The following is a 14277-nucleotide window of genomic DNA, read 5'->3' as shown; positions in this document are numbered from 1 at the left end:
GGATTGAATTATAGCCTTTTCCCTTGATTCTGTCAACTTTTCATGCACTTTTTTATCGTATATGATATACTTGAGACAAGGAGGTCACATCTATGAAAAAATTTCGAGTTTTCATGCTCGCAGCGCTGAGCATTTTACTGCTATCATCCATTGTCGCCTGTGGCACGACAAAAGTATCAGGCGAAGAAAAGACTTACTCTAATGCTGCAAAGACTTTTTCCGTCCAGCTTCCAGCAGAAGACAAGGGATCCTGGAAAGTGAACAAGGACGCAACAGATGATGTCCTGGATCTCTCCGATGAAAAAGATACGATCAATATTCAGGTCCAGTGCCTGCCAAAAAACGAAGCTCAATACATCGCAACCGATCTGGATTCCTATGAGCAGTACGCTATGATCAACACCTTGGAGGATCTTCTTTCCAGCATGAAACTCAAGGACACCAAGATCGATACTCCTGATTTCATTACAAAAACTGATGCCCAGAGCATCACCCTTGAAGACGGGGATAATACGGTGAAAGGGATCGTTGTTTTTATGGAGAGTGATTCCTCCTATTATACCTATCTGATCATGGCAGTAGATAAAACTTATGATGCAAATGAGGACGTACTGCTAAGCAGCATCATGAGTCTGAAAGAACTATAATGCCCTGCAGTACTTCTGCAGCATCTTGAAAAGTACAAAATCTCCAGAAATCGATACATTATCTGGAGATTTTTATTTGTATTTTGTGTCATCTTATGATAACTGTTTCACGTAGCAAAACAATATATGCTCTCTTGGTCAAGTGGTCAAGACGTCGCCCTCTCACGGCGGAATCAGGGGTTCGACTCCCCTAGGGAGTACCAAAAAAATAATCCTGAAAGCGTTAGCTTTCAGGATTATTTTTTATTATAGCTAATTGGGTTTGGGGCGAAAGAAAAACGAATCGCTTACTGCCTGCTTTCTCCCCTTATTTTTTATTCTGCTTTTCTTCCCTTCCTGTCGATCCAGTGCTTAAACAGGTTGATGCCCAGTACGGCTGCGCAGCCTGCAATAAACCATATGACATGGAACGTTTCCACGCTCATGGCAGGCTTTGGATCTTCCAGTGTCATCGGTCCCATGACGATAGCATAAAGAGAAGCCACCATCATCCCCAGGATCGCATACATCGCTGCACTGCGATGCTGTTCCAGCATTTTCTTGATGCCTCCCAGCGAAAGGAACACTCCCACTATAACACCAGCCAGAAGAAGCAGGATCAGCCATACGTTGTGAAAATCTCCACTCATCATCTGTTTGATGGTTGCCAGTGCCGGAACGTATAATCCGAAGCTCATCAGCAGCGTCGATCCCGAAATCCCCGGAAGCACCATGGCAGAAATGGCCAGCGCACCGGCTATGATCGTATAAATCGCTGTGAATGGGGAAAGCCCCAGATCCGACACCATAGAAGAAAAGTTCATACGCGTCAGCAGCACCAGGACCGCCGCACCTATAACAGCAAAAACAAGACAGGAATACTTGCCTTTGATCGCATCTTTTTCCTCGGAGATCACCAGTGGGATAGCCGCAATAACAAATCCTAGAAACAGTGAACTGATCTCATAAATTCCCGTTGTAAACAGATCTGCCAGCAGGGAAACCGCCATCAAGAATCCAACGATCCATCCTGCGCCTATTTTCAACAGAAACATGATCGCAGTTTTTTTCTCCGCCAGATTACCATGAAACAAGGTATGCAGCGATCCAATAAAATTATCATAAAATCCAAGAATGAATGCGATCGTGCCACCGGATACCCCAGGCACACTGTCGGCAAGCGCCATACAAAATCCACCAAATATCGTATAAATCATCGTTGTTTCCTTTCCCTTACGAACTTCATACTTTTTATAACACTATTTTCCCAGCTTTCTTCGAACTAAAGATTTTCCTTCCTTCAGCACGCGTTTTCCTCCAGTCATCATGACTTTTCCGTAAATAGCAAACAAAAGCAGCGGGCAAACAGCCTGCATCACGATCCAGCCCGGAAGATCCAGCACGATAAACGCACACTGTATCAGCAGGATCACCGTTCCCAGAATCAGCTTCACCGTGTGAAGCTGCATCGGGATCAGCTTGTTCGTACTGATAGCACGCACGGTGAACAGCACCATATAACTGATCATGGTAGCGATCGCCGCACCATGTACCCCCAGAGGCGACGGTATCAAAATCAGATTCAGTACAATGTTTGTGGATGCTCCCAGAAGCGATGTCCAGAAATACAGATTACTCCGCTTTTTCACCATGTAAATAGTCCCCAGGAATGTCACAAACGAAGAGTATACCGCTGATACACAAAGTATTGGTACGTACTGCCATACGGAATAGTACGCCTTTGCAGCCAGCACCATGATCTCAGGCTTTGCGAAAGCGATCAGGAAGCTGCCGAACAAAAACAACGCCGCCTGCAGGAGTTCCCAGATCCTTGAGAAAAAGTAATCTCTTTCTTCCGTCTTGCCCTGTGATTCTGTAACAGCTGAGAACTGCCAGGCTTCCATAAAAATACCTGCCAGAAGTGCCATGACGGTAGGGATCTTACAGGCGATAGTGTACATGCCGTTGGCCTCGCTGTCGATAAATGCCCGGATCATATACCGGTCCGAAACGCTGGTTACCCACCAGAAGATCGTTGTCGGGATCATCGGAATACTGTATTTCAGCATGCTTTTTAAAATGGACAGATCCGGCTTCCAGGTCACATATTCCCACAACCGTTCCTTGAATACCAGGAAAGTAGTGCAAAGAAGGTCTGCGATGGAAATCGCAATAACGTATCCGATGATGCCCATATGAAATCCTGCCAGGAACAGAATATTCAGCGTTACTACAAATGCCGTATTCAAAATACCCTGGATCGCATAGATCTGCATCCTGCCTCTGCCTCGCGTAAACTGTGCGCACAGAGAATGGATGCAGGAGCATATAGCATACACCAGAACCAGCACGACTTCATAGTTCAGTTTCCCCATAGGATAAAGAACCAGTGAAAGCAAAGCGAAAAAACATCCTCCTGCAAAAAGCACAAGAATCCCTGAGCTAAAAACATTTTTGCGCAGGGATGGGCTGTCCATAGCAAAGCGAAATACGCCGTCTGTGATCCCGAACGAAACGACCGGGATCAACAGATTCGCCGTCTGAGTAATAAGGTCTGCAGTCCCGTAATCAGACGGCGAAAGATACGCCGTATAAAATCGCACCATGAAAAACAGAAGGAATTTTGAAGCAAACGTACCGATACTGATCAGCGCTGTGTTTGCTGCAAGAGTTCTGTATTTGTCCATTTATTAAGCCTTTCTTTTTTTGTAAATTTTTCTCCTTCTTCTTTAAAGCTGCAGGCTAATTCACATCTGTTCTGCTTAATATAGCAGCCGGTGTCTTACGGATCGTCCGGAAAACCGGAAGCAACCCAAATACTAGGTTGAATCCATAGATCAGTACCAGGCTGAGCACCAGCACCGTCGGATTGATCAGGAACATTTTGCTGAAATAAGAAATCGCCGAAATCCTGTGGAGAATATATGCCATCAATGCGAATCCCGGAAGACTTGCCATCGTTGTAATAGCAAGGATCTCTCCTATAAACATCTTATAGATGTCATTTTTCTTGACACCGATCGCCCTGTATACACCTACTTCCTTGACACGAGACAGGAAGGAAGCTCGTATGATCAGGAAAATCTCAATAAAGGAGATCGCCAGGATCACACCTGCCAGAATGAGTGTCGAAAAAATAGAAGACCATTTTTCTTTCTTATATTCCTTCTCACTCTGCCCGTAGGTATCCTTTACATTGATCTTCTCCGCATTGAGCTGCTGCAGTGCAGCCTCCTTATCCTTCGGGCATACTGTGATATTTGCCTTTTCCCGTATCACATTATACTTCACTGTGTTGCTGTTTACCAGCATAAAATCACTCTCTGACGCATCTTTATAATATCCGACCACTTTCAGCTTCTTTCCATTGACCTTCTGATCGATGGTTTTGCCGATAGCCATATCGTCCTTGTTTTTCTCATTGACCATGACCTCGTAATCACCTGTCGGCCAGCTCCCCTTCGCAACACTGACAGAAGAGGCTTTCAAATTATAGTCCAGGATCGTTCTGCTTCCGGATGATTCTCCGGAGCCTTCCGATGAATCGCCGATCGCCATCCCGCTGTCCTGTATGTCATCTGCTGACTGCGCATTGGAGATCAGATTGATGAACAGACTCTGATCCGTATAAATGCACGGGCTTCCCAGGTTTGAAATGCCAACGATCTTCATCTCCGGCATCTGCGGCACCGTTACTTTCTGATCCAGAAAAGACTCTACCGTGCCAAAACCGGCGGTTTTACTTTCCTGATCACTGATCACGGATTTCAGCACCATACGATCCACCACTATTTCACCGGCATTTTCCGGCATCCGCCCATATTCCAGGTCACTGACGCTCAGTTTCTTATAATCTGACAGCGATCCGGTCAGCGAGGCACTGGCAGAACTGGTCTGCAAATAGCCCCCATACGGCATGCTCATTCTGATGGAGGAATCTCCCGGCATAATATATTCATAGTTTTCATCCGCTTCATATTTTAAATACGTATCTACATCGATTTTCTTGCCGATGATCGTCAGATAGGATTTGTCCTGCTGCACGAATTCATCATCCGTTATATTCAAAACTCCGAAAATGTTGCTGATGGAGTATGTGATAAAGATCGCTGATATCAGAAACCCCAGCAGAAGTATCTTTTTCAGGATGTTGTAGTTGAATACTGTCTTAAAGCCTCTTTTGATCGTCGTCCATGGATTCAGTATCGAATGATACTTCCGCACCCCTAAAGTCGCCAGTTTCTGCGGATCAAAGCTGTTTTCCGCCGAATCCTCCCGGCTCAGCTTCCGATAATGATCATCAACAAACTCTATGCTTGAATCTTCGTTTACGATTTCGATCCTATCACCCGGTTTGTTGGTTCTAATATAAATATTGCCATTTCGGATCACGATGTCAAGATCCAGATCCCCTCCGCTTTCGTTATAAAAATCCACATTATAGTGATCCGTCTTGAGCCGCTTGTGATCCCGAATATCCTTAAGATAGATCTTGTTTTCTATACGATAATCCAGATTGTCCGCATGTTCGTTGATCTCATCAGAGATCACCTTGCCGTCCCTGATCCGGATGATGCGGGACGCATAGAAATCCGCCAGCTGTTCCTCATGAGTCACCAGTATCACCAGTTTTTCCTCAGAAATCGACTTGATGATATTCATTACTTCCAGCGTATTCTTGCTGTCCAGGTTCCCCGTCGGCTCATCCGCGATCACAATGGCTGGATTCTTGACGATCGCACGGGCAATGCCGACTCTCTGCCTTTCTCCTCCGGAGAGCATATCGGCATACCGGTTGCGATACCGGTACATACCCACTTTGTCCAGAACGTAATTAACTTTCTCCTCGATCTCTTTCTTGTCTTTGACACCGACCATCTTCAATGCAATGGCAACGTTATCAAAGACCGTCATATTGTCCACAAGATTATAATTCTGGAAAATATATCCTACATTGAGATTTCGGATCTGATCTATCTTCCCGGCACGCCTGCCGTTCAGCTTTTCCCCATTGATGTAAATGTTTCCGCTGCCGATCTTATCCAGTCCGCCGATCACATTTAACAGCGTGGTTTTCCCGCATCCGCTGGGACCAAGAAGCGCCACCAGTCCTTTGTTCTCCATCTGCAGAGTCGTATCATTGATGACATGGATCTCATTCTTTTTCCGGCGGTTAAAGTATTTATTGACATGCTCTAATCTTACCATGATTATTCCTCCTCCCGGAACGACCCCATCGCCGTTTTCTTAAACAGGCTCCTTGCAAACTTCCCTGATATGAGATATCCCATTACGATGAGGATCGCATACAGGATCACATAATCCGTCACCTGGAGATATTCCACCAGCGTCCTGACATATTCCACATGGATCACTCCCATGTTCACAAGAACCACTACTGCCAGGAAAATCATATATGCGATATTGATCACCGTAAACATTTCCACGTCCAGTATCCTTCTGATATTCTTCCGTGCCAGCCCCAGCATCCGCAGAATACTGAAATAGCTGACGCGAGAGCGCAGAATAAGGCGAATAACGAAATAAGCAATGAAGAACAGTGCAATAATGATAAGGACAGCAATAGGCACCTGGATGATAGAAACTATATCATCCACATAATTAACCATGGCGTCTTTCAGCGAGAGAGTCGTAAAGCCCATGGTTTGCAGTGCATCCTTCGTCCCCTCAAGTTCCTTAAGGTCCTTTACATAAACCGTCGCCTGATAATTACCTTTGCCAAACAGGGTGCTGTAGTCCGCCGGGTTTATATAAATCGATCCGTTGTTCGATTCATAATCCTTCACGCCCGTCAGTTTTTCGAAGTTTTTTTTCGTATACACATCTGCGATTTTCAGGGAAACCGACTCCGTATAGTAAATATTTTTCACGGAGACAGATATGGTCTGATCTTTAGCCTTGCCCTTTTCGTAGAAATTGTTCAGTTCTTCTGAACCAACTGCTGTTCCCTGAACCACCTTGTCGCTCGGCACGATCCGGTACATAGCACTGCCCTCGGCCGCCTCCTGCGCCTTGCCGTTGATGGTGGTCGTCACCTTACTGTTAGTACTGTACGTATCTTCAAGCATTTCCTGTAAAAGCGCACTGTTCAGAAACAGGTCGCCACCATACGTGTAGGAATTCTGATTGTACGTCTTGTACGCTACCCCTACGACCTTTACCGTCAGCTCCTTGGACTCGCCTACATACACCTTGTAATCCTTGTCCAGAATATCCTGTATCATATCATCTGAGAAATAATAATCCTCTTTATCACCGGTCAGGATCACTTCATTATCCGCTTCCGGCATCCTTCCTGCCACCAGTTTCCCTGTAAACTCATTGATCGGCCTTGGAAACGCTTCATAGGAAAGATCGCCTTCCTCCAGATTCACCAGAGAATCCAGCAGCACGTCACAGGCTGCCACACTCTTGACATTATCTATCTGCCGGATCGCCTTCATGTCATCTTCCGTAAACTGAGACCCATCACTTTTTTTCAGTACGATACGATCCGGACTGAAATTTTGGAAATAGGAATTATAGCCCAGATTGGAATTTTCTTCTTTACTGTGCTGAAATGATGTGTATTCCGAGGTGACTGCCACTACGACAAATAAAAACACGATCAGCAGTAAAATGAATTTCGGAATGATGTTGAACGTATTGCGAAGACCCAGCCGTATTTTACTGGGCACAGAGATTTTACCTGTTGCTTTTCTTTCAGCTCCTGCAAAGGTAAGGCTGCGGTTTTCCTCGGCGATACGAACCGGCGAACCGATCCGTTCATCCTCCACCACCTTACCATCATGCATCTTGATCTTACGGGTCGCATATGCTTCAAACTGCTCAAAATTGTGAGTGACTACAATGACCAGCTTGTCTCTGGAAATGGCACTTAAAAGTTCCACGATCCCTGCTGCAGACTCACTGTCCAGGTTCCCCGTCGGCTCATCCGCAACGATAATATCCGTATCCTTAGCCAGTGCTCTGGCGATAGATACCCTCTGTTTTTGCCCTCCGGACAATTTAGACACCTTGGTCTTAGCATAAGCAGCAAGCCCTACTCTCTGCAAAATTTCAGCAATGCGTCTCTTCCTGTCCGCTTTGCTGTATCCATTGATGCGCAGTATCAGTTCTACATTCTGATACACCGTATAACTGTTTACCAGATTAAAATGCTGAAAAATATTCCCGATATACTGCTTTCGATATTCTTCAAAATCCGAAGCCAGGTAATGGCTGGTCTCCTTGCCGTCGATGTACATTTCTCCTTCTTCATAGGAATCCAGCCCGGAAATGACATTGAGCAGCGTGGTCTTGCCGCTGCCGGACTCTCCGGTGATCACGACGAACTCTCCTTTGTCCAGGGTCAGATTGACCTTGGATATACCGCTGGCGATCATACCTTTGCTGTAATAAAATTTTGAAACATTTTTTAACTGTATCACTGCGCGCCTCCTTAAGGTTTGCTATAGAGTCATATGCTCCATTTTTCTCCGGCCGGCACGGATATCTTCTGCGATTTCCCGTACCACTTCATGCTCGGAGAAATGATGTTTTACTCCTTCAATCTCCACATACGTTTCATGCCCCTTGCCCAGCAGGATGATCATATCACCCGGCAGAGCATGGGTAATGGCATAGGCGATGGCTTCTCTGCGGTCGTTGATCTCAATGTACGCAGCATCATGCTTCGCCAGTCCCACTTTAATATCGTTGTTTATGTCTTCTACTTTTTCAAATCGAGGATTATCACTGGTCAGAATACAAAGATCCGCCAGTTCGCCTGCCGCTTCTCCGATGTCATAGCGACGCACTTTGCTCCTGTTTCCTCCACATCCGAATACAGCTACGATCCGCCCCGGATCGTATTCCCGCAGCGTCTTCAGAACACTTCTTGTGCTGACATCATTATGAGCATAATCAATGATCACATTGAACTTCTTCGAGATGGGGATCATTTCCACTCTGCCTTTGACCTGAACATCCTCCAGGCCCGCCAGAACGGCATCGTCCGGAATTCCCAGCTCATGGCACACCACCATGGTCGCCAGAGCGTTGTAAACAGAAAAACGTCCCGGTATGTGGATCTTCGCATCACAGTTCATCATACCGCTTGCTTTAAAATGCATGCCCAGCCTGCCGTCTTCATTTAGAAAACGAATATCGGATGCCATAAGATCCGCTTTTTTTTCTGCCGAAAAAGTCTTGACTTCACAGGTGCTTCCCTCTAGGATCTGCTGTGCATACGGATCATCTGCATTGATGATGCCGATCCTGCACTGACGAAACAGCCGGCGTTTGCACGCTAGATAATCCGCGAAATCCGGGTGCTCCGTCGGACCGATATGATCTTCCGACAGATTGGTGAAAATACCGTAATCGAACTCGATTCCGGCAGTACGGTCAAACTTCAGACCCTGAGAAGAGACCTCCATGACCATGTATTGGCATCCGGCATCCACCATAGCTGCCATAGCCTTGTGGATCTCATAGGATTCCGGCGTCGTATTCCTGGCAGGGATAGAAGTCTCTCCGATGACCGTTGCGATAGTTCCTATCAACCCGGCCTTTCGCCCGGCCTGCCGTAGAACATCCTGTATGATATATGTCGTTGTGGTTTTCCCTTTTGTTCCCGTCAGACCAATGGTCGTCAGCTTCTTTGCAGGATAATCGAAGTATGCTGCCGACAGATATGCCAGCGCATGACGCGCCGACTCCACTAAGATCACCGCGACCTCCGGCGGGACGCCTTTGCAGGCCTCTTCCCGTTCCGCCACGATCACCCCGGCACCCTTCTCCACCGCATCGGGGATGTACTTGTGTCCGTCGGTAACAGCACCCACCATGCATACGAACATAGTTCCTTCTGTCACTTTTCTGGAGTCATAGATCACATCTGTAACTTCTGTATCCATGCTGCCCTGCAGCAGCCTGTACTCGATCTTCTCACATAAATCCGAAGTCTTCATAATTCTCCTCTTTTTCAATTCCTGTTCATCATATCCTACGAAAAGATAAAAGGCAACGCACTTAAATAAATCTTAAACGATTCCGCTGTCTGTATTAAAAGACCTTTTCGCGCGTCGTCTGCTCATCTTCTTCCGCTTTTTTTAATATTTTTCCATTGGGATCTTCTCCGTCGGCGCCGGGAATGAAACAGAAAGTTCCTCCAAGTCTTCTTCCGTCAGATGAATATCCGCCGCCTGTGCATTTTCTTCTACGTGATCAAAGCTCACAGCCTTCGGGATCGCCACCATATCATCGTAACGCAGCACGAAAGCCAGCAGCAGCTGCACGATAGAGATCCCGTGTCTGTCTGCAACCGCCTTTACATGAGGATCGCTCATCAGTACAGATTTTGATACCCCATCCTGGGTCGTCAATGCACCTGCCTGTCCCACCGGACTGTAAGCCATAAACGGCACTCCTTTTTCCCTCTGCCAGTCAAGCAGATCGTATTCGATGCCGCGTGTCCCCAGATTATATAACACCTGGTTGACAGTGCACTTGTTTCCATCCGGCACCTTCCACAGGTCCTCCATATCATCCACGTCAAAGTTGGACACGCCCCATCTTCTGATCCATCCGCGATCCTTCAGGTCTTCCATACAGTAGGCCACTTCTGCCAGATCTGCATCTTCTCTCCAGTGAAGCAGATACAGATCGATGTAATCCGTTCCCAGAAGTTTCAAGGATCGCTCTACACTGCTGTAGATGTGTTTACGATCTGCGTTTTTCGGATAGACCTTGTCACAGATGTAAAGGCTTTCTCTTGCAAAGGGCTTTGCAGCATTCCCGGCAATATTCTCCGCCTTGCCATCTGCATACATTTCTGCCGTGTCGATCAGAGTCATGCCCAGCTCTATGCCGTGGCGCAGTCCTGCGATCTCCCGTTCATATTTATCATCATCTTCTCCCATTTGCCAGGTTCCCTGCCCAAGCTGCGGCATACTGGAACCGTCCGGCAGATAAACTTGCTTCATCCGTATCCTCCATTGCAATTCACTTATGTCCAAGTATATAATATAATCAACTTGTTTATTTTACCACATTACCGTGAACGATTGTTGTTGATCCGAAAAAAGGAGTCGAAAATGCTGCCGGAAAAAATTTATTACCCACATGATTTTCCTCTTACCATCACGATTGCCGAATTGAACGAAGTGCCTCTCCACTACCATCTGGACGTGGAACTTGTCGTCGTTTTACAGGGAAGTATCACTCTGAAAAGCGGCAGCTGCACCTACACTCTGCCAAAGGGGAGCATCTTCGCCAATAACGGACGTGAAGTCCACGGATTCTGGAAAACCGACGATTCCCAGAGCACCATTGCCGTGATTCAGTTCAATACAGCTTATTTTGCCCAGTATTTCCCTCGGCTATCAAAAAGTACCTACCGTACATTCGCTCTGCGGGAAACCGATACACGTTTCGACAGGCTGCGGGAAAAAGTCCTTACGCTCCTTTCGCTCTACATGACTAGAGGGATCGACTACAAGCAGCATTGTATCGAAGAATCCATCCACCTGATCGATTTTCTCAATGAGAATTTCAACCTGTTTTCTTTTGACGAAGGTCTGGTGGTGAGTCCTGCCTACGACAATCTGGTCATGATCGAGCGGATGAGTCGGATCATCCCCTACATTTATGAGCATCACGAGGAAAAGATCACTCTGGAGGATCTCGCTGAGATCGAGCATCTAAGCACTTACTACATTTCCCATATGATGAAAGACTGCCTTGGCCTGAATTTCCGCGAATTTTTAAGTTTTTCCAGAGTAGAGTTCTCCGAGATGATGCTCCTTCAAACGGACGAAAAAATCCATACTATCGCACGCCGCATCGGGTTTTCGACAACAGCTTATTATGAAAAGTTTTTTCTGCGCTGGTTCGGCAGACTGCCGGCGGAGCACCGTGAGCACTACGCTTCTTTCTGCAAAAGTCCGACGCGGCCGGAAAAGCTTGGCACTGTAAATAACAATGCCGTTCTCTCCATGGTGCAGCAGCAGCTTTCTGTGGTGCAAAGCCGCCACACGGAGAATCCTGTCCGCCAGCAAAAGCTGTACGTGCGGATCTCTGCAACCGAACGAACACGTGCTGATTTGAAGCGGGAGCTGATAGTGGATATCACGCAGACAGATCTGCAGAAATTCAACTGCGATCTGCTGAGCAGCGATCTTCCTAACATTCTTGAGCAGCTGGGATGTAATCAGGTTATTCTGACGTCCTCACAGACGGAATCCCACCTGTCTGCAGATCAGATCCTGGCGTTTCGCAAGCAGCTGACTGCCAAGGGGATCACACTGGTGGAACGGGAAAAATCGCCGCTCCAGTCTGTACCGGTATACGGACTGGACTCTATCGCCAATATGGTGTACGTATTTCAGTCAGAATTTCTTTCTTCCCGTCCGCGCCATGTCAAACTGATGGATGGAGGTGACAGCGCCGTGCTCCTGAAAGGCGACAGCGGACTTCTGACGGCATCAGGACTGTTCAAACCTGCCTATTACGCTCACCTGATCCTCTCTAAATTCCAGGGAGAGCTTATAGCTTACGACCCTCACTATGTGGCAATACGAACCACCGGTGATCGTCCCTGCTATCTGATCGCTGTCCTCAACTACAACGACAGTACTTCCCGGATCTGCACCGGGGCTGCTGCTCTGGGAGAAGTGCAGGAAGCAATTGAACGCTACCGGGATGAACTGGAGCTGAACATCAGCCTGTACGGTCTGAGCGGGACATTTTCCATCAAAAAATACTCCTTCGATCATTCTGATACTCTATTTGATTTCCTGGAGCGCATCGGATTCCCGAAAGAGTATGATTCTCCCATGGATTTTGACCTTAATTATTATACAGCACCAAAGACTGATGTCTTTACAGAAGAAGTGGACCAAACTCTGCATCTGAATTTTTCCGTCATCGGTACTGGACTGCAGATGGCAGTCGTGGAGAGCCTGCCGGTATAACCCGCATCGTCACCTAAACTACCACGGGCGCAGCGCGCTTTGCAGAAAAAACTTCGAAATCAAAAAACAGCCGGACGGCAAGAGTCTCCTCACATAAGACCTCTCGCTGCCCGGCTTTTTGATGGTTATTGTTCTGCCAAATGAGCAGAGTTTTTATTAATACAGTGCCGAAATGTTCTTTTTATCGGCATCTTCTGGTGGAGTAAAATCCATATCTTCATATTTCACCCACTTAGTCTTCTTCACCTTCTTATAAACAAAGAACATGATGATGGACAGCGGAATGATAGCGTAGCACGTGATAAAGTCAAACCAGTTGAAGTCGGAGAATACCCAGTAGTTAGCTCCCAGACATATGATGATGCACACAAAGATAACAAACCAGGATCCGAACGGATAAAACGGCGACTTGTATTCCAGCTCGTCCAGCGAACGTCCCTGCTTGATCCAGCCGCGGCGGAAGCGATAATGTGCCACACTTATGGTCATCCAGTTGAATACACCTGCGATCCCGCAGAGATAATAAGCTGCTGTGTATGCCACCCCGTCTCCGATAAGGGAGGCGAAAAATGCTGTTGCTGCGATACAGGCTGTTACGATGATAGCTCTTACAGGAACACCGTTAGCACTCAGCTTGGCAAAGAATCTCGGAGCGTCTCCTCTCTTGGCCATATGCTGCAGCGTTCTCGATGCACTGTACATAGAAGAGTTACCGCAGGAAAGTACAGAGGTCAGGATAACGGCATTCATCAGAGATGCTGCTGCTGCAAATCCCGCTCTCTGGAAAATGATGGTGAACGGAGATGCTGCCACGTTATCTTCCGCTGCATCCAGCAGTGTCGGCTCCGTAAACGGGATCAGTGTCCCTACTACGAAGATCGTTCCCAGATAAAAGATGATCAATCGTAAGAAAATGCTCTTTACTGCACGAGGCACATCTTTTCTCGGATTTTCTGATTCTGCTGCAGACAGCCCTACCAGTTCCGTATTGGAGAAAGAGAATGCTGCGACCATGAAGATCCCGACGATTCCTCCGATCCCGTGTATAAACGGAGCTTTTCCTTCTGATCCGCCATCCAACGTCCAGTTGCTGAATCCCTGGCTTCCTGTTCCGCTCATGATCCCCAGGATCATCAGTATGCTGACGATGAGGAATACAATAGTAACGATCACCTTGATCCCGGCAAACCAGTATTCTGCCTCACCAAATCCCTTTACAGTAAAGAGGTTTATCGCCAGCAGGATCGCCAGGAACAGCATCGCCCAAAGGGACGAATTGGAATTTGGAAACCAGTACTTGATAATGATCGCCCCTGCGATCAGTTCTGCCGCCACGGTCATGGCACTGCCAAACCAGTACGACCAGCCATTGGTAAATCCCCACGCCTTATCTATAAAACGATCTGCATATGATGTGAATGCACCTGGGATCGGCAGTCTCGTCGCCATTTCTCCCAGCGCTGTCATCATAAAATATACTACGATACCCATGACCGCATATGCGACCATAGCACCACCCGGACCTGCATCTCTAATGGTACCTCCCATCGCCAGGAACAGTCCTGTTCCGATGGACCCGCCAATGGCGATCATAGTTAAATGACGTCTCTTAAGACCTCTCTTAAGTACGCGCCCTTCCTGTGTTTCCATTCCTCGTGCTTCCATTCGCTACA

The 14277-nt window shown here is 47.1% G+C and carries 9 protein-coding genes and 1 tRNA gene; 3 read left to right on the top strand and 7 right to left on the bottom strand.

Annotated features, from left to right (window positions below):
- The first annotated feature begins 92 nt into the window (after positions 1-92).
- On the top strand, positions 93-647 hold the full coding sequence (locus H8876_RS08420) for a hypothetical protein (RefSeq protein WP_249287376.1): 555 nt from the start codon (positions 93-95) through the stop codon (positions 645-647).
- 128 nt (positions 648-775) lie between these two features.
- Positions 776-850, top strand: a tRNA-Glu gene (locus H8876_RS08415).
- Positions 851-961: 111 nt separating this feature from the next.
- Here H8876_RS08415 and H8876_RS08410 read toward each other — a convergent pair.
- From H8876_RS08410 to H8876_RS08385, 6 genes are all read right to left on the bottom strand, one after another.
- Positions 962-1843 (bottom strand): DUF368 domain-containing protein, encoded by an 882-nt coding sequence (locus H8876_RS08410; protein WP_249287375.1) that lies wholly within the window; start codon positions 1841-1843, stop codon positions 962-964.
- A gap of 42 nt (positions 1844-1885) precedes the next feature.
- Entirely contained in the window at positions 1886-3313 is a 1428-nt protein-coding gene (locus tag H8876_RS08405; RefSeq protein WP_177265068.1) for an oligosaccharide flippase family protein, read from the bottom strand.
- A 55-nt stretch (positions 3314-3368) separates the two neighbouring features.
- Positions 3369-5834, bottom strand: a complete 2466-nt coding sequence (locus tag H8876_RS08400) for an ABC transporter ATP-binding protein/permease (protein WP_249287374.1) — start codon at positions 5832-5834, stop codon at positions 3369-3371.
- A 2-nt stretch (positions 5835-5836) separates the two neighbouring features.
- A complete protein-coding gene (locus H8876_RS08395; RefSeq protein ID WP_249287373.1) occupies positions 5837-8077 on the bottom strand; it encodes an ATP-binding cassette domain-containing protein in 2241 nt (746 codons plus the stop codon).
- A 21-nt stretch (positions 8078-8098) separates the two neighbouring features.
- The gene (locus tag H8876_RS08390) at positions 8099-9601 is read right to left on the bottom strand and encodes a UDP-N-acetylmuramoyl-L-alanyl-D-glutamate--2,6-diaminopimelate ligase (RefSeq protein WP_249287372.1); all 1503 of its coding nucleotides are present in this window, start codon (positions 9599-9601) and stop codon (positions 8099-8101) included.
- 141 nt (positions 9602-9742) lie between these two features.
- The gene (locus tag H8876_RS08385) at positions 9743-10615 is read right to left on the bottom strand and encodes an aldo/keto reductase (protein ID WP_249287371.1); all 873 of its coding nucleotides are present in this window, start codon (positions 10613-10615) and stop codon (positions 9743-9745) included.
- A 111-nt stretch (positions 10616-10726) separates the two neighbouring features.
- Here H8876_RS08385 and H8876_RS08380 point away from each other — a divergent pair, with 111 nt between their 5' ends.
- Positions 10727-12604 (top strand): helix-turn-helix domain-containing protein, encoded by a 1878-nt coding sequence (locus H8876_RS08380; RefSeq protein WP_249287370.1) that lies wholly within the window; start codon positions 10727-10729, stop codon positions 12602-12604.
- A gap of 156 nt (positions 12605-12760) precedes the next feature.
- Here the strand turns inward: H8876_RS08380 and H8876_RS08375 are convergent, their stop codons facing one another.
- Positions 12761-14269 (bottom strand): amino acid permease, encoded by a 1509-nt coding sequence (locus H8876_RS08375; RefSeq protein WP_249287369.1) that lies wholly within the window; start codon positions 14267-14269, stop codon positions 12761-12763.
- Positions 14270-14277 lie beyond the last annotated feature (8 nt).

Origin of the sequence: Lentihominibacter faecis (assembly GCF_014306095.1) — a bacterium.
Classification (GTDB): domain Bacteria; phylum Bacillota; class Clostridia; order Peptostreptococcales; family Anaerovoracaceae; genus Lentihominibacter; species Lentihominibacter faecis.
This window is presented reverse-complemented; position numbering and strand designations above follow the sequence as displayed.